Origin of the sequence: Thalassospira lucentensis (assembly GCF_001613805.1) — a bacterium.
In the GTDB taxonomy this organism is placed as follows: domain Bacteria; phylum Pseudomonadota; class Alphaproteobacteria; order Rhodospirillales; family Thalassospiraceae; genus Thalassospira; species Thalassospira lucentensis_A.
This window is the reverse complement of record NZ_LPVY01000005.1, coordinates 238,716-254,668: the sequence shown is the minus strand read 5'-3', so window position 1 is coordinate 254,668 and position 15,953 is coordinate 238,716. Positions and strand designations below refer to the sequence as shown.

The 15,953-nt window shown below is 52.6% G+C and carries 18 protein-coding genes; 10 read left to right on the top strand and 8 right to left on the bottom strand.

Going from position 1 to position 15,953, the window contains the following annotated elements; translation table 11 throughout:
* Positions 1-91 precede the first annotated feature (91 nt).
* Complete coding sequence (hemH, locus tag AUP42_RS06455) at positions 92-1,204, top strand: ferrochelatase (protein WP_197468248.1); 1,113 nt, start codon at positions 92-94, stop codon at positions 1,202-1,204.
* A 130-nt stretch (positions 1,205-1,334) separates the two neighbouring features.
* Complete coding sequence (gene hemJ / locus AUP42_RS06450; protein ID WP_062950028.1) at positions 1,335-1,763, top strand: protoporphyrinogen oxidase HemJ; 429 nt, start codon at positions 1,335-1,337, stop codon at positions 1,761-1,763.
* A 111-nt stretch (positions 1,764-1,874) separates the two neighbouring features.
* Here the strand turns inward: hemJ and secB are convergent, their stop codons facing one another.
* On the bottom strand, positions 1,875-2,369 hold the full coding sequence (gene secB, locus AUP42_RS06445) for a protein-export chaperone SecB (protein WP_062950026.1): 495 nt from the start codon (positions 2,367-2,369) through the stop codon (positions 1,875-1,877).
* A gap of 389 nt (positions 2,370-2,758) precedes the next feature.
* On the bottom strand, positions 2,759-3,337 hold the full coding sequence (locus AUP42_RS06440) for an FxsA family protein (RefSeq protein WP_062950024.1): 579 nt from the start codon (positions 3,335-3,337) through the stop codon (positions 2,759-2,761).
* 382 nt (positions 3,338-3,719) lie between these two features.
* Here AUP42_RS06440 and AUP42_RS06435 point away from each other — a divergent pair, with 382 nt between their 5' ends.
* The 3 genes from AUP42_RS06435 (at position 3,720) to AUP42_RS06425 (ending at position 6,309) form a co-directional block, all read left to right on the top strand.
* Complete coding sequence (locus AUP42_RS06435) at positions 3,720-4,436, top strand: Tim44/TimA family putative adaptor protein (protein ID WP_156484570.1); 717 nt, start codon at positions 3,720-3,722, stop codon at positions 4,434-4,436.
* Positions 4,437-4,672: 236 nt separating this feature from the next.
* Positions 4,673-5,944, top strand: a complete 1,272-nt coding sequence (locus AUP42_RS06430) for a murein transglycosylase A (protein WP_062950020.1) — start codon at positions 4,673-4,675, stop codon at positions 5,942-5,944.
* Positions 5,944-6,309, top strand: a complete 366-nt coding sequence (locus AUP42_RS06425) for a Dabb family protein (protein WP_062950018.1) — start codon at positions 5,944-5,946, stop codon at positions 6,307-6,309. The genes AUP42_RS06430 and AUP42_RS06425 overlap by 1 nt, the downstream gene beginning before the upstream one ends.
* A gap of 154 nt (positions 6,310-6,463) precedes the next feature.
* Here the strand turns inward: AUP42_RS06425 and rlmN are convergent, their stop codons facing one another.
* The 4 genes from rlmN to AUP42_RS06405 form a co-directional block, all read right to left on the bottom strand.
* Positions 6,464-7,708, bottom strand: a complete 1,245-nt coding sequence (gene rlmN / locus AUP42_RS06420; protein WP_062950016.1) for a 23S rRNA (adenine(2503)-C(2))-methyltransferase RlmN — start codon at positions 7,706-7,708, stop codon at positions 6,464-6,466.
* 289 nt (positions 7,709-7,997) lie between these two features.
* Complete coding sequence (locus tag AUP42_RS06415; RefSeq protein ID WP_062950014.1) at positions 7,998-8,546, bottom strand: invasion associated locus B family protein; 549 nt, start codon at positions 8,544-8,546, stop codon at positions 7,998-8,000.
* A 197-nt stretch (positions 8,547-8,743) separates the two neighbouring features.
* Positions 8,744-9,001: a hypothetical protein gene (locus tag AUP42_RS21345; protein WP_147253485.1), complete on the bottom strand. Its 258-nt coding sequence runs from the start codon at positions 8,999-9,001 to the stop codon at positions 8,744-8,746.
* Between the two features lie 381 nt (positions 9,002-9,382).
* Complete coding sequence (locus AUP42_RS06405) at positions 9,383-9,880, bottom strand: bactofilin family protein (protein WP_231858178.1); 498 nt, start codon at positions 9,878-9,880, stop codon at positions 9,383-9,385.
* A gap of 76 nt (positions 9,881-9,956) precedes the next feature.
* Here AUP42_RS06405 and AUP42_RS21860 point away from each other — a divergent pair, with 76 nt between their 5' ends.
* Positions 9,957-10,166, top strand: coding sequence for a hypothetical protein (locus AUP42_RS21860; protein WP_231858177.1), 210 nt, complete (start codon positions 9,957-9,959; stop codon positions 10,164-10,166).
* A gap of 17 nt (positions 10,167-10,183) precedes the next feature.
* Here AUP42_RS21860 and AUP42_RS06400 read toward each other — a convergent pair whose 3' ends face one another.
* Complete coding sequence (locus AUP42_RS06400) at positions 10,184-10,864, bottom strand: EI24 domain-containing protein (protein WP_062950008.1); 681 nt, start codon at positions 10,862-10,864, stop codon at positions 10,184-10,186.
* Positions 10,865-11,345: 481 nt separating this feature from the next.
* Complete coding sequence (locus tag AUP42_RS06395; RefSeq protein WP_062950006.1) at positions 11,346-12,041, bottom strand: LolA family protein; 696 nt, start codon at positions 12,039-12,041, stop codon at positions 11,346-11,348.
* A gap of 232 nt (positions 12,042-12,273) precedes the next feature.
* Here AUP42_RS06395 and gshB point away from each other — a divergent pair, with 232 nt between their 5' ends.
* From gshB to AUP42_RS06370, 4 genes are all read left to right on the top strand, one after another.
* Positions 12,274-13,218 (top strand): glutathione synthase, encoded by a 945-nt coding sequence (gene gshB / locus AUP42_RS06385; protein ID WP_062950002.1) that lies wholly within the window; start codon positions 12,274-12,276, stop codon positions 13,216-13,218.
* A gap of 241 nt (positions 13,219-13,459) precedes the next feature.
* Positions 13,460-14,917: an alkaline phosphatase D family protein gene (locus tag AUP42_RS06380; protein WP_062950000.1), complete on the top strand. Its 1,458-nt coding sequence runs from the start codon at positions 13,460-13,462 to the stop codon at positions 14,915-14,917.
* 10 nt (positions 14,918-14,927) lie between these two features.
* Positions 14,928-15,425, top strand: a complete 498-nt coding sequence (locus tag AUP42_RS06375; protein WP_062949998.1) for a glutathione S-transferase — start codon at positions 14,928-14,930, stop codon at positions 15,423-15,425.
* 251 nt (positions 15,426-15,676) lie between these two features.
* Positions 15,677-15,940, top strand: coding sequence for a hypothetical protein (locus AUP42_RS06370; protein ID WP_181850483.1), 264 nt, complete (start codon positions 15,677-15,679; stop codon positions 15,938-15,940).
* Positions 15,941-15,953 lie beyond the last annotated feature (13 nt).

The following is a 15,953-nucleotide window of genomic DNA, read 5'->3' as shown; positions in this document are numbered from 1 at the left end:
CGCGGGATTAAAAGAAGCGGGACGGGTCTATCCAAAAACGAGGCTTCCGGAATGAACCGGACAGTTTCAAAACGCCATGAAGGATATGCCAATGTCCGAAACGAAGCGTAAAAAACGCGCGATAATTCTTTTCAATCTGGGTGGGCCGGATGGGCCGGATGCGGTGAAACCGTTCCTGTTCAATCTGTTTAATGATCCGGCGATTATCAGTTTGCCCAATCCGTTCCGGTATTTTCTGGCAAAGCTTATTTCCAGCCGCCGCGCACCTATTGCGCGCGAGATTTATGATCATATCGGCGGAAAATCGCCGTTACTGGAACTCACCCAGGATCAGGCAGATGCGCTTGAAACAGCGCTTAACGGGCTTGATGACGGTTATGAAAACCGCTGTTTCATTGCGATGCGTTACTGGAAACCGTTTGCCGATGACAGTGCGGCAGCGGTCAAGGCATGGGGCGCGGATGAGCAGATTTTGCTGCCGCTTTATCCGCAATTTTCAACGACCACCAGTGGATCGTCGGTCAAGGACTGGAAACGGGCTTGCCATAAGGTTGGTTTGAATGCGCCGATAAAAACCGCATGCTGTTATCCGACCAATCCGGGTTTTGTTGAAGCATCTGCCGAAATGGTCAAGGACGGATATGAAAATGCCCTGAAAAAGTCGGTCGAGCTTGACGTTGGCAGGCCGCGCCTGCTGTTTTCCGCCCACGGGGTGCCAAAGGCCGTGATTACCAAACGCGGCGATCCCTATCAGTCGCAGATTGAAAAATCGGCTCAGGCCGTGGTCGACAAGATGGCGATTGCGGATTTGGACTGGCTGGTCTGCTATCAAAGTCGGGTTGGCCCGATGGAATGGATTGGCCCCTCGACCGAGCACGAGATTGAACGTGCTGGCAAGGATGGTGTACCGCTCGTGATCGTTCCGATTGCCTTTGTCACCGAGCATTCCGAAACGCTGGTCGAGCTCGATATCGAATATCGCGAGATTGCCGACGAACTGAAAATCCCGGTCTATGAACGGGTTCGTACCGTGTGTTCACATCCGCGCTTTATCAGCGGACTGGTTGAAGTGGTCAACGAGACGCAGCAGGCACTTGATCAGAACGGACCCGATGATTATACGGTGGAAACGCGCGGTTGGTGGTGCCCGGACGAGCATAGCTGTGCCGTTGCCAAGCAGCCGCTGAGTGCGGGCAAAGCGTGATAAAATCCTGATTTCAGGCGCGATGCGGCAGGCGGTTATGTGTTTGAGCATTTCCGTATGCCGTTCAAACGGTTATCCTGTTTAAAATCGCCTGATATCGATGATCCCGGATCGGTCAGAAGAGAGAGACATGGATACCTATAGCGTCATCAAATCCCTGCATGTCATCAGCATTATTGCCTGGATGGCAGGACTTTTGTATTTGCCGCGGCTTTTTGTTTATCACTGCGAAGTAGCGCCAGGTTCGGAAGCGGCCGAGAAGTTCAAGATCATGGAACGCCGATTGCTGCGTGCGATCATGAATCCCGCGATGATTGCGGCCTGGATTTTCGGAGGTTACCTGATCCATGCTAGCGGTGCGATGACCGAAGGATGGTTCCACGTAAAGCTTTTGTGCGTTGTGATCATGACCGGCGTCCACATGATACTGGCGCGATGCCGTCGCCAGTTTGAAGCGGACAATAATACGAAGCCACAAAAATTTTATCGTATTATCAACGAAGTACCGGCGGTTCTAATGGTGATCATCGTCTTTATGGTGATCGCGCGGCCGTTCTGAGCCAGAATCATCCAAGCTTGATCGTGAATATCATTTCGTTATTAAAATAAAAAGGCCGCCAAACGGGCGGCCTTTGTTTTGATATCATACCAAAACGCTCAAAGCAGGAAATCAGGCGTTGCCAGCTGGCTGGCCTTCCATCTGCTTGGCAAATTTTTTGCGGAAAAGATCAGCAAAATCAATCTGCTGCATCATCAAGGGCGGGAATCCGCCATCGGCAGTCAGGTCAGAGATGATTTTGCGGACATAGGGGAACAGCATACGCGGAACTTCGATCAGAAGAACCGGAAGGCGGTGTTCGTCGGCAACATTAAGCGTTACGACCGCGCCATATTGAAGTTCGGCAATGAAGGCGACCTTGTCGGCAACATCGGCCTTGACGTTGATCTTGACGGTAACTTCGTGAAGTTTCTGGTCCTGCGTGGTGCGCGCCTCAACATCGACGTCGATGTTGATTTTCGGCTGCTGCTGAAGGGCTACGCTTTCCGGTGCATTCGGATTTTCAAAGGAAAGATCCTTGATGTACTGGGTATGGATCGTGATCGGGTTGCCAGCCGGCTTCTGTTCTTCGCCGCCCTGTGCTGCACCGGTGGTGTTTTCGGCCATTAAAGTCTAACTCCCTTAAATCTTGGTCTTGATCAGAAACAAGCCGTTCAGAATGTATCTGCCAAGGCATTGGCTACATGGTCAGATAATCTGAAACTGGCTGATATGCTTGTTTCTGACGCCGCAACCCTGCGGCATGTCTTCTCATGGCCTAGCATGTCTTCCGGGTACGGGCAAGAAAATCGCCGTAACATCCCGTAACGTCATAAATGGCGCAACATGGGCATTTGGTATGTGATTGTCTGCGGTCTGGTTGGTCAGGTTTAAAGATCGTCTTGCAAGGCATTGAACGTGCCACCAAAACGAAAACAGGACCCGGCGCATGGCCAAAGGTCCTGTCGATATCGATCAATGCAATCGGTTACACCAAACGAGGCGGAAGATCGATATTACAAATTTTTGGGTGGCAGATTGCGGGGATCATCATCATTGGTGTCGTGACCCGTTCCATCTCGGCCCTCGCCATTTCCGTTGGCTGGACTGACGTTTTCGAAATCACCATCAATGATCGGACCACTGCCTGGACGTCGCCCGGGGCGAGCAGAAGCACCGCCTGATGACGAGCCCGGATTGCCATAGGTTCGGCGCGAGAAATTGGTGCGGATATTACCTGACTGAACCAGTTTCATAATGACGCCGGCACCAACCGCCCTGCGTAGTGGTGGGACCAACAACAGGAAGCCCATGGTGTCGGTGACAAAACCCGGAGTTAGAAGCAGCACACCGGCAACCAGAATGCAGATGCCGTCAAACAGCTCGCCAATCGGCATTTCGCCCTGATCCATCTGGGCCTGTGCACGGGCAAGGGTTTGCAAACCCTGGGCGCGCATCAGCGAGGTTCCGACCACGGCGGTCAGGATGACGATGCCAATCGTCGGCCACAGGCCAATCAGTTCGCCCGCCTGAATGAAGACGGCAATTTCGATGATCGGCATGGCCACGAAGATGGCCAGAAAATAAAAGCCCATTTTTGCTCCGCTCGGCTTTGCATTTGGTCGATATGATCAGGTTTGATCACAGCCTGTCAGGCAAACATACTTTGACAGGACCGGTCCGCAAAGCGCAGTATTGCATAAACATGTTGGTTTTCAGGTATTTCGCTTTAATCTTGCCTGAAATACTTTCTGAATTTGGCGGCAAACTACAGGTATAACTGGACGAAAATGCGGCAGTTTACCACCGTGTTCGCGACAATATAATGATTGTGCGAATGAACATGGTGAAACCGATCACATTTTAAATGCGATCGGGAGTTGCCCTTGCATTCGCTTCGGTCCATACCATTTCTCGACCACGGCAGTTTTGCTGTTTTTGGCGTTTTTCGAAACCTTACAGATCAAGAGTCCGGGCTTGCAGTATTTCGACATCATTCTTTTCGCATTGATCGCTGTTTTTCTGGTTTTGCGCCTGCGCAGTACCCTTGGGCGCCGCAATGGCGAGGAAAAGCAGGGTCCCACGGATGTTTTTGGCCGTCGTTCACACGAGGATGACAGCAAAGGTGCCAAAAATGGCGCGCCGCAACCGACGGATAATGTATATCGCCTGCCCGATGCCGATAAGGCAGCCGGAAAGACTGACGGAACGGTCGCAGCCGACAGCAGCACCTTTGGCGTATTGCAGCAAATCCAGAAAGCCGATCCCGACTTTACCCAGCAGGATTTCCTGAACGGAGCGCGAATGGCATTCGAAATGATTGTCGAATATTTTGCCAAGGGCGACAAGGATGGTTTGAGCCCGCTTCTTTCAGCCGAGGTTTACAAGAATTTTGCCGCAGCCATTGATGCCCGCGCCGAAAAGGGCGAGCGCGAGGAAACCACTCTGGTCGGTATCAAGAGTGCTACCATCCACGACGCCATGCTTGAAGGCCGAACCGCCTATATTACGATCAAGTTCGTGTCCGAGGAAGTATCGGTCATTCGCAACAATGACGGCGATGTGGTTTCGGGCGATCCGAATCAGGTGATCGAGGCCGAAGACCTTTGGACATTTGCGCGCAATATCGAAAGCCGCGATCCCAACTGGCAGCTGGTTGCGACTGAAACGCCGGAAGAAGAAACCACGCAGTAGGTTTCACTAGGATTTTGCAATGGCTTGGCGCATTGCGGGACAAAAAGACAAAGGCGATCCATACGGATCGCCTTTTTTATTGCCTGATTTTACCGGTTTGATGGCCTCCGGCAGGTTTCGATTATCGGCTTGTTAAACATGTTTTTGGACAATCGCGGCAAATAATCGAAATATTCGAGTATTGATCAAACAATCATGCCGATTTTGATCCGAATTTGCAGATAACGGGTTTTGCCTTGAAAAGACGTCTGGTTTTGTCGCGCCTTCTTTCATTTTTTGCGGTTTTTATCGGGGCGGCTGGTGCCCTTGTCTGGCTGTTTTGGACCGATATCGCCGGTCTTCTCGGACTGGGCGACGTGGTTGAAAAACCTGCTAATACGCTGACGCTTAACGCAACCGATTTCAGCCAGCTTGATGGTTGGCAGACAGACGATATGCGTGGCAGCCTGAAAGCGTTTCAGCGGTCCTGTGCGGCAATGATCAAGCGAGGAGATGAACGCGATATCGGCCCGGACCCGCGGATGGGAACGGTTGGCGACTGGCGCAGATTATGTGAAACCGCATTGGCGCTGGAGCCCGATACTATCCGCAAGGAAGATGCACGAACTTTTTTCCAAAGTGGGTTCAAGCCATATCTGGTCGGAAATAACAATGATCCCGAAGGATTGTTTACCGGTTATTTCGAACCGGAACTGCGTGGTAACCTGACGCGCGAAGGACCATTTCAGACGGCGATCTACCTGAAACCCGAAGATATGGTTTCCATTGATCTTGGTGCGTTTCGCGAGGACCTTAAGGGCACAACGCTGGTTGGCCGGATCGAGGGTAAAAGCGTTAAGCCGTATTATGACCGAGAAGCGATTGAAAATGGTGCTCTTGCCGGGCGTGATCTTGAACTTGTCTGGGTTGATGACGCGGTGGATGCATTTTTCCTTCAAATCCAGGGATCAGGCCGGGTTGTGTTGCCAGATGGCAGTGTATTGCGCATCGGATATGCCGCCACCAATGGCCATCCCTATTTCGCCATTGGTCGGGAATTGATTGAACGGGGTGAACTGACGCGCGAAACCGTATCGCTGCAAACCATTCGGCAATGGTTATCCACCCATCCGGATCAGGCCGATGATGTGATGAATACCAACGCATCCTTTGTGTTTTTCAATCCGCTGAAAACCGATCCGGATGACCCCGATGCCGGGCCGCTTGGATCGCAGGGCGTACCGCTGGAACCAGGGCGGTCATTGGCTGTTGATCGGCGTTTCCATGCCATGGGAGTTCCGATCTGGCTTGAAACCGATGATGCGATGAATGCCGATGCCAGATTTCATCGTCTGATGGTTGCGCAAGATACGGGCGGCGCCATTCGTGGCCCGGTACGCGGGGATATCTTCTTTGGTCCAGGCGAAGATGCCGCCCTGCATGCCGGTCATATGAACCGCATGGGACGTAAATTTGTTTTGCTGCCGGCGTCTGTTGATCCGGCCAAACTGGCGGAGGCCAAACCCTGATGTTGCGTCACATCGTGCTGTTACAGATCGGAGACGGTGTTTTGGCAGCACAGATCACGGACCTTCTTGAAGAATTATCGCAAGTTGCCCTTGAAACGCCGGGAATTCTGGCCTTTGCTGCGGGTCCCAAAACATTGGGAAGCGGGCTTAGTCAGGGTTTCACCCATGTATTGACCATTGATTTCGTCGATGGGGCGGCCCGTGATGCGTATCTTTCCGGTCTGGACAAGGACGGGGTCGGTCGCCGTATTTCAGAAATGACGGTCGGTGGACTGGGCGGAGTCCTGGCAATCAATCTTGATATTTCGGATATGAAAACGCCTGACGACTTACCTCCGAAGAAACTTCAGGCGAAATGGGTATAATTATCAATCAGAAATAAATGATTGATTTTATATTTATAAAATATGTTTCTTCTTGGCAGTAACAAAGGTGGATATTTTTCCACCAAAAAAGAAAACGGGCAGGATGAACCTGCCCGTTTGTAATTCCAGATGTTTACCGTGTTCTGCGCGGTAGTTACTGCGCGGCAACCACATTGGTACTTTCGTTGCCCGAAGCATTGCCACAGCCGCCGACACGCGATTTACGCTGGCGCTGGCTTTCGGATTTCAACTGGCCGCAGGCAGCCAGAATATCGCGGCCACGCGGCCAGCGGATCGGTGCTTCGTAGCCAAGTTCAAGCAGCGTATGGGCGAATTTCTTGATATCGTTGGTCGGCGTGCATTCATAATCCGACCCTGGCCATTTGTTGAACGGGATCAGATTGAATTTGCAATGGACGCCCTTGACCAGCTTTGCCAGCGCACGCGCATGTTCCGGTTTGTCATTCACACCTTTAAGCATCACATATTCCATTGTGATCGGGCGCGAATTGGACATGCCGGGATAATGACGGCAGGCATCCATCAGTTCCTTGAGAGGATATTTCTTGTTGATCGGCATGATTTCGTTGCGCAGATCATCATCGGGCGCATGCAGCGAAATTGCCAGACCAACACCAAGTTCCTCGCCGCAACGTACGATTTCCGGCACCACACCCGATGTGGACAGGGTGACGCGACGGCGCGAGATTGAAATACCTTCGCCATCCATGGCGATTTTCAGCGCTTCGCGGACATTTTCATAGTTAAACAGCGGCTCACCCATGCCCATCATGACGATGTTCGACAGGCGACGGATGCCGTTTGCCGGGGTCGGCCATTCGCCGTAACTGTCACGGGCAACCATGAACTGGCTGATGATTTCGCCGGCTGTCAGGTTACGAACCAGAAGCTGGGTACCGGTATGGCAAAACTTGCAGGTTAGCGTACAGCCGACCTGCGAGGAAATGCAGACAGCCCCGCGATCTTCATTGCGATCCGGGATATAGACCGTCTCAGCTTCGTTGCCATCATGGAACTTCATCAGCCATTTATGGGTATCGTCCGAGCTTTTCTGATCGGCTGTCAGAACCGGTCGGCCGATATAGAAGTCCTGTGAAAGGCGATCGCGCAGCTTTTTGGAAATGTTGGTCATATCCTCGATGTCTTTGACACCGCGGTTGTAGATCCAGTTCCACATCTGTTTGACGCGAAACTTGCTTTCGCCCATTTCGCCAAGCAGTTCGGTCAGCTGATCACGAGACAATCCCACGAGATCACGACGTCCGTCGGCAGCCTGCCCGTTTGCGGCGCGCGTTACGAATTCGGTCAACGTCGGGCCGCTCTGGCTGGTGGCGGCTGCGGCATTTGTGGTCGCGTTCTCGGTCAGGACGTCGGTCATCCCGGGCTCTCTCTTTGGTTCTGGCAGTTTTATCGGCGTTTGTTCTTGGTCATCGGGCGGCATCAGCACCGTTTCCGGCTTTGTGCATCCGATGCGCGCCGGATTTGCAACGGGGCGGGACTATAACAGATTTTCCCGCGAAATGCTTTTGGCGCATAAACCATGGCCCCGCATATAGCGGGGCCGGGGCAATTTACAAACGATAAAATTCACATTGCAGCTATTTGTCGGACGCGATGCAGGTTTACAAGCGCCTCAAACCGCAGGGATTTACCGGTTCGTCGTTCGCTCAGCTAACCGGTTTGGCGTCGCAAGCCTTTGAAATCGCGTTATAGGCTGCGGTAAACCCGGAAAGTGAATAAGTATCGGTAGTTTTCGTCCCTCGCGATGAATTGCCGACGACAACCATATTGCTTCCGGCCTTCATGGCGCTAACCAGTTTGCGATCTTCCTCGCCATTCACGGCCCAGGCTGAGTCCTCGTAGGTAAACAGCTTGAAGCTTTTGGAATCGATTCGAAGGTCAACATCGCTATCCTTTTCATAGGTATAGCCGGTAATGAAGCTGACTTCGTTGAACAGTTTTAGCGCCGGGCGGTGCGTAACCATGACATAGATTTTGCCGCGCTGGGTATAATCGCCTTTGGCGGAGGTCGGCTGGCTACCGATATAGCAAACTTTCTTGCCTTTTTCGGAATAGCTATAAGCTTCCCATTTTCCATATACATCAATTAGTTGCGGCGCATTTTGCGCAATCGCAGCCTGAGAGACCAAAGCGACGAGGGCGGCAGCTGCACCTGCCAGCGAATTCCTGACAAGACGATGGGCGTGTTTTTTCATGGGCTCGCGTATCGTGTCTGAAGTTTCGGAACGATGACTTTAAACCCGCCCGATGTGGCGGATTTATGAGGAACTTTCACCCGAGAGTGCCGGTAAAAGGTAAATATTCGACCAAGGAAATCACGCCATATCGCGAAACTTGAAAAAATCGACAGCGATATGGGAAAATGGTGCAAATAGCTGTTCCTTCTGGGGTTTTAACCTTTGTTGTCCGCGGCAATTCGGGCCTTAACCACCTGATCAAGGCAATCCTGGACAGAGATTTTATCGGCACTTTTGCGTTTGCGGGCCAGCATATGGGTCATCTTGCGTGTTTCCCCTTCTGCTGCCGGGAAAAAGAACGCATCAAAAGAACATTCCTCGGAACGGTATTGCCAGACCCGTGCAGGACCCTCGCCGCGGGTCATTTCGGGTTCGCCGATTTTTTGCTCTACCGCATCCTCCGAGAGACCCATCAGGGTTTCAGCCCTGATCGACTTAAAGGGAACGGGCGGAATGGCAACCGTTATGCGGGGGGATTGCGATTTGGCAGTGCCGGTCGGGTTTACAGCAGATTTAGTTGAAGTGTTGGTCGGTTTCGTTGTTGCGGTCCCTGTACCGCCAGAAACAGAATTCCCGGATTTTTTCGGGATATCTTGGGTCACGCGTGGTGAACTGGTTGACTTGGCCTTGCCATAGTTCTGATTTGTGCTGCCAGGCGGGACAGCATTCCCACCACATGCCACCAGCGACGTCGCGATCAGTATCATCGCGCAGAGAAGCCCGGCGGGGTGTTTACCGCGCCGGGGCTGTATCGGGGTTGTTTGGGTCAGTGAGCGGTTTATGCCGGTCACGGATCAGATATCGTCGCTTTTGCGTGGAATGGTGATTGCAGCCGAATGGCCGGTACGGCTGGTACCGTCGTCGCTGCCTTCAACATATTCCAGCGAGCCCTTGATGCGGGCACCGTTTTCAATCTGAAGCGCACCATAGGTGATCTTGCCATTGATATCTGCCGAGCCGATGACAATGACACGACGTGCCGTCAGGTCGCCTTCGAAAGTGCCGCTGATTTCGGCTTCGTCGACCTGCGCGGTACCAACGAAGGTGCCGCCTTGGGAAACTTCAAGACGGGTGCATTCCTTGATCTGGGCTTCGACATGGCCCTCAACGACGAGGACGTCGCAGGAACCGATTTCACCAGCCAGACGAATATCGCGGCCAACCGTCAGTTTTTTGCCCTCGGTGTGGCTTGGGGTGGCACTTGGACGACCAGCACTGCCGCGGGTCGGAATTTCAAGCGGGCGCTTCGGGATTTCCGGACGGAAGCTGGTGGAATGCGGTTTGCTGGACATTTTCGGTTCTTCCTTTGTGCGCGGCTGAGTAAACAGCTGCGGCTCACTACGTTTTTCTGTTTTTGTGGCGGTATCGTTGCTGGCACTCGCACTTTCGCTCGAAGCCGGTTTGATCGGCGAGGAAGCTGCGCTGTCGGAAAGACCGCCGGAATTCAATCTGGAAGAAGATGTATCTGACGAAGCCGGGCTGCTGTCGACTGTTTTGTTGGATTTTTTCTTTCCGAACATGGGGATGACCAAATCCTTGTCTTGCAGTTTCGTTTCAGGTTTCCGCCATTTTATCTGATGCCCACGGGAATGGCGTCAGACGGTGATCCGGTTTTCGAATGCACCCAGACGGACGGAGTAATGCACCATAAAGGCAGTCGCGATAATCGGCACCACAAGGTTGACCAGCGGCACGGTCATCAGGAATGTCAGTCCGATTCCGGCAAACCAAAGTTTCGTCTGGCAACTTTTGCGAATGGCATTCACCGTGCGAACATCATAACGACGTGCGGCGACCAGTTCAAAATATTCGCGCGACAGCAGATAGCCATTCATCGCATAAAACGCGATAACATATACTGGACCTGCTAAAAGAAGCGGCAGGATCAGGATGTTAAGGGCCAGCGCCGTCAGCGCAAATTTAAGGCCACTGATCAGGGCCTCGGAAATCGGTTGCGGGCGTGTTTCAGGCAGGGTTGGGTAATATTTGTCTTCGACCGCATCGGCGATCTGATCAAGCAGCAGGCTCGAGATCAGGACAGTGGTAGCCGGAAACATTAGCAGCACCAGAAACGCAAGACCCACGCCAAGCAGCCAGTCAGCCGCTGTTTCCATCCAGCCACCATCGGCAAAGAAGGTGATCGAGTTCAACCCGAATCCGATCAGCATCCAAAGCCCGACTATTATCGCCAGGGCGCCGGCAACACCGATCAACACAACCTTGCGAAATCGCGGGTCGGAAAACTGGGAAACGGATTTCAGAAAATCATTGATCATTGGCGGTTTTATCCTGCTGGCACGGTCACGATTGCGCACAAGGGAATCATGTCAAACATTACTAGGCAATCAAAATTAACAGGCCGTGAAATCAGAGGAGAATTTGACAGATTTTTAGCCCGAAGCGTCGGATAACTTACGCTTTAGGCAGAAAAAAGGCGTCCGGCCAGGGGGGAGAACCGGACGCCAGCGCTCCGATGATCTGGAGCGTGAGGAAAGGTAGGGGAGACCTGTTCCTCACACTTGGCTCCCACATCAAAATTCGGGAACCTTGTGACAGATTTTTATATGGGGACTGAAAGCCGCGTCTGCCATAGATCAGAGCCGCATATCGGCCATAAATTTCATGCATGCAGGTGAAAAATTACAATCTGATTGATCGTTGCGAAACGACAATATTTGCAAGAGCTTGAATCGGAATGCTTAACCGTTCTGTCAGACGGTTTTGACAATTTCGTGAAGTCGATGGGAAATCTTGAAATCAGCCGCGCTGGTTGGGCCAGATACGTTCGAACTTGAATAATTCCGGGTCGAGCGTGACACCTTCTTCGGTATTGAACAGGGTCACTGTAGTCTCGATCCCGGCGGGGTCGGTGACAATCCACTGGCGCAACTGCATCGGGTTTTCTTGGAATACAAGCGTGACACTGCCAGCACCCGGATCGGATTTGCGGACCATTTCGACGCGCATGGTTTCCGCAGTCCGTTTGAAATCGACAACCTTGACCTCGCGCGTTAGCGAGACGTCTTTTGCCAGAATGATTCCGGCTGGGGTTTCGTCGATGTCAAAATAGGTTGGAGCGTTGATTTCCTTGTCATAATAGATGAAATCGGATCCGGTCGAGACCAGCAGAATCTGGGCCGGCGGATTATATTCAAACCGCATCTTGCCGGGGCGCTCCATATAAAGCTTCCCCTCGGCAGCACCACCATCCGACGAAATCTGGACAAAATCGGCTTTCAGCGTGGTGATGTCTTCGAGATAGTTTTCGATCTTGTCAATGGTTGCCTGATCAACCGCACCCGATTGTGCAAGTGCATTTGCCGGGGTCAGGCTGATTGAAGCTGGTGCGGCAATCGCAAATGCGGTCGCAAAGACCGATGCTGCCGTCATGGTGCGGAAACGCGCGCCCATCTGTTTGATGCGGAATTTGCCGAATTTGCTGAAGAACGCCATTTGACAGCCTGTTTACCCGTTTAAGAAATTCTGTGATCGCGATTGCGAAACCCGAATGGCGAATGATAAAAATTCAGCCAAATTGTAACCAACCACAATATGTACAACATATCGCATCATTTGGCCGGGAAGGCCAGCCGGGTCAAGTCGCGCCCGCAAATGATCACAATTGGCCGGGTTTGGCCGCATTTGCAGCAGTGACCGGCTTTCCGGCAACAGGAGAAAGCGTTTCATGAGTCGCACCGTCGCCATTCAGATGGATCCGATCGCATCAATCGATATCAAAGGGGATTCAACCTTTGTCATGGGGCTCGAAGCCCAAGCACGCGGTTATGACCTTTTGCATTATCATCCTGATGACATGTTTTATGACCGTGGCCGGATCAAGGCCGAAGTCCGCCCGATGAAGCTTCGCTACGAAAAGGGCAACCATTACGATCTTGGTGATGCAAAGATCATCGACCTCGCGAAGGAAACCGATGTGATCCTGATGCGTCAGGACCCGCCGTTTGACATGAATTACATAACGGCAACCCATCTGCTTGAAGCTGTTCATCCGGAAAGTTTCGTGGTTAACCATCCCGGCCATGTGCGCAATGCACCGGAAAAGATTTTTGTCACCGAGTTCCCCGACCTGATGCCGCCGACCCTGATTACCCGGTCAGCTGCGCGCATTCGCGATTTCCGCGAGGAATTCAAGGATATCATTGTCAAGCCGCTGTTTGGCAACGGCGGGGCTGGCGTGTTTCACCTGAAACCGGGGGATGAGAACCTTAATTCGCTGTTGGAACTGTTTGCCGTCCAGTCGCGCGAACCGCTGATGGTCCAAGCCTATTTGCCGGACGTGCGCAAAGGCGACAAGCGCATCATACTGGTTGATGGCAAACCGGTCGGTGCGATCAATCGCGTTCCGGCAGAGGGCGAGGCACGGTCGAACATGCATGTCGGCGGGGTTGCCGAAAAATCCATGCTGACCCCGCGTGAGATTGAGATTTGTGAACGCATCGGGCCGGAACTGAAAAAGCGCGATCTGATCTTTGTCGGGATTGATGTGATTGGTGACTATATGACGGAAATCAACGTTACCTCTCCTACCGGACTCCAGGAAGTGAACCGGTTTGATGGATCGAAACTGGAATCCCTGATCTGGGATGCGATTGAAACCCGCATATCCTGAGCGGATTTCAGGACGGTACGATTTTGGGGCCAAGTGGTATAACCACTTGGCCTTTTTTTTGGTTTTTCGGTCTGGTTGAAACAGATGGCCGTGAAATGGCCGGATTTTATCATCAATTCTGCACCAGTTTGCTGCCCATATCGGTTGATGTGACCGAATTCATGCCCGCAGGCTGGAACCAAATGCCTGTTTCTGCGTATGATTCTGGGGATCAATTATCAACAAAGCGGAATCCGATTGCATGGCGGATAAGCAAAACAGCGCAATTTCAACGAATGGCACCTTTGGTCCGTTTCTGTTTGCGCGTGGCAGCGACGATAAAACAGCCCGTCTGGCCGCCCTTGTGGTGACGCAGGAAGGGGACGATCCGGCCGAGTTTCGCATCATGGATCAGGATATTGTGACCCCGGCAAAGCTCGCGACCCGGTTTGGACGCGATTACTGGCGCTATGATTTCGAGCTGCCGGTTGCATCGGATGCGCGTTACAGTTTCGATACCGAAACATATCATGTGAATACCGATATGACCCATGACCTTCGGATCGGGTTTGTTTCGTGCAACGGGCAGGAAGACGGCGATTTGGACCGGCCTTTGACGGATCGCAACGCGCTTTGGATTGATCTTGGTCACGAGCATGAGAAACGGCCCTTTTCGCTGCTTTTGCATGGCGGGGACCAGATTTATGCCGATGGTGTTTGGGAATGCCATCCAGATATTGTCGCGTGGCAAAAGGTGCAAAAACGCCAGAAACTGGCGACAGATTTCACGCCGGACATGCATGACGGCGTTCTGAAGTTCTATCTTGAACATTATCTTGAAATTTATGGCCAGCCGCAGATCAGCCATATGCTGGCGCGCGTGCCGTCTTTAATGATGTGGGATGATCACGATATTTTCGATGGTTGGGGCAGCCACAAGAAATGGTTCCATGACAGTATGGTTGCCAAGGGCATGTTTGACTGTGCGCGCGAGGCATTCTGTTTGATGCAGCTTTGCACGGCACCCGACGATCTGGCTGGTAAGATTATTGATCGCAGTGGGGAAAGTCTTGGCTGGCGGACGGATTTTCCGCGATTTTCGGTGATTGCGCCCGACCTCCGGTCGGAACGGACCCCGCATGCGATCATGGGCGAACATGGCTGGCGGGACATAATTGCGACACTCGATACTGTTCCGGAACATAATCGTATTTTGTTGATGTCGAGTGTGCCGGTAATTGGCCCGCGCCTGTCGCTGGTCGAGGCGATTTTGCACCTGATGCCCAGTGCCCAGAAATACGAAGATGACCTGCGCGATCAGTGGCAAAGTCGCTGGCATCGCAAGGAATGGTGCCGTTTTCTGGAAACGCTTGAAGAAGTTGCCAATGATCGCAATCACGATATCACCCTGCTTTCGGGGGAAATTCATGTGGCGACGCGAGGCACGTTTGAAACAGGTGGAAAAACCATCCATCAACTGGTGGCATCGGGGATTTCACATACCGCACCTCCGGTCGCATTCGCACGGGCACTTGGTCTTCTGGCGTGGATTGGTGACAATCCCCTGCCTGGTCGCCCGACGAAGCTTAAACCGCTTCCGGGGCGATTTGGCACCTACTGCGCGGCGCGCAATTACCTGACACTGGATCGCGAGGATGAAAACTGGCGGGCCAACTGGCATCTGGAAAATATCGGCTGGACGCCTGATTTAAAGATTTAGGGAGGATCGCATGGCACCCACCATGCAGCTTTATTACGCACCGACTTCGCCATTTTCGCGCAAGGTCCGGATTATTGCGCGTGAATTGGGTCTTGAAGGCAAGATCGCCGAAATCATGATCGATCCTTGGACCGATGCGGCGTTACGCGAACACAATCCGCTGGCCAAGGTACCGACTCTGGTACTTGAAAACGGGATGGCGGTGTTCGAGTCTGCGGTGATTTGTGATTACCTTGATGAAGTTGCCCGTGCGAATAGTGATGGGACAGGCATCATTCCGCAGGAAGGCTCCGAACGGCTTAATGCCCTGCAGTGGCAGGGATTATCTGACGGCATGATGGCGGCAACCGGTCGACTTTTTGCCGACAGCAAACGACCAGAAAATGAACGTTCCGATTCCGTAATGGATCGACAGCATGCGGCAGTCCAAAGAAGCATTGACGCCATAGAAGGCGGCATCCTCAGTCTTGCAGCAGGCCGGCCGATATCGGCACTCTGTCCGTCGTAGCCGCCCTTGAATATGTCGATTTCCGCTGGCCAGACGGGCGCTTTGCCCTTTCGGATGATCTGCGTCACTGGATGGCGACACTAGCAGATCGTCCATCAATGATCGCCACGCGGTATCATCTTTTGCCGGCTTGACAGACCTGGCCTGCATGGATGCGATATTGCCCGTGCAGTTTATACCGGCTATAGCGTGGTCGGGCTGCCAAATGTGCTATGATGTCGGGCAGCAACTTTTCAGATGAAACGGGTTTCATGACCGAAATTACCAAATCCATGCGTGAACGGGCCTGGGCCAGGGCCGGTAAAATCCAGGGCGAGGATTCCGCCGAAGTGCGCAAGCACCGTGCGAGCGGCATCACGATGAAAAAGGAAAGCTTTGGCAAGTTCCGCAATTTTGGCTGGACCGTGGTCGATGGCGTTGCCGTCCCGTGCCGCAAGGAATTCCTGCCACCACGCGATGAAAACGTGGATGTTGGCGAAAATCCTGATGAAGATAAGGCAGCATCCGAAGATTAAGCTTTGGCTGGCT

Bases quoted from the DNA above. Each gene is read 5' to 3' on its own strand.
- AUP42_RS06415 (WP_062950014.1), bottom strand. From the start codon at position 8,546: ATGAAAAAACACGCCCATCGTCTTGTCAGGAATTCGCTGGCAGGTGCA.
- AUP42_RS06380 (WP_062950000.1), top strand. From the start codon at position 13,460: ATGGCGGATAAGCAAAACAGCGCAATTTCAACGAATGGCACCTTTGGT.
- AUP42_RS06405 (WP_231858178.1), bottom strand. From the start codon at position 9,880: ATGTCCAGCAAACCGCATTCCACCAGCTTCCGTCCGGAAATCCCGAAG.
- AUP42_RS06425 (WP_062950018.1), top strand. From the start codon at position 5,944: ATGTTGCGTCACATCGTGCTGTTACAGATCGGAGACGGTGTTTTGGCA.
- hemJ (WP_062950028.1), top strand. From the start codon at position 1,335: ATGGATACCTATAGCGTCATCAAATCCCTGCATGTCATCAGCATTATT.
- AUP42_RS06370 (WP_181850483.1), top strand. From the start codon at position 15,677: ATGACCGAAATTACCAAATCCATGCGTGAACGGGCCTGGGCCAGGGCC.
- AUP42_RS06395 (WP_062950006.1), bottom strand. From the start codon at position 12,041: ATGGCGTTCTTCAGCAAATTCGGCAAATTCCGCATCAAACAGATGGGC.
- secB (WP_062950026.1), bottom strand. From the start codon at position 2,369: ATGGCCGAAAACACCACCGGTGCAGCACAGGGCGGCGAAGAACAGAAG.
- hemH (WP_197468248.1), top strand. From the start codon at position 92: ATGTCCGAAACGAAGCGTAAAAAACGCGCGATAATTCTTTTCAATCTG.
- AUP42_RS06440 (WP_062950024.1), bottom strand. From the start codon at position 3,337: ATGGGCTTTTATTTTCTGGCCATCTTCGTGGCCATGCCGATCATCGAA.
- gshB (WP_062950002.1), top strand. From the start codon at position 12,274: ATGAGTCGCACCGTCGCCATTCAGATGGATCCGATCGCATCAATCGAT.
- rlmN (WP_062950016.1), bottom strand. From the start codon at position 7,708: ATGACCGACGTCCTGACCGAGAACGCGACCACAAATGCCGCAGCCGCC.
- AUP42_RS06400 (WP_062950008.1), bottom strand. From the start codon at position 10,864: ATGATCAATGATTTTCTGAAATCCGTTTCCCAGTTTTCCGACCCGCGA.
- AUP42_RS21345 (WP_147253485.1), bottom strand. From the start codon at position 9,001: ATGGGTCTCTCGGAGGATGCGGTAGAGCAAAAAATCGGCGAACCCGAA.
- AUP42_RS06375 (WP_062949998.1), top strand. From the start codon at position 14,928: ATGGCACCCACCATGCAGCTTTATTACGCACCGACTTCGCCATTTTCG.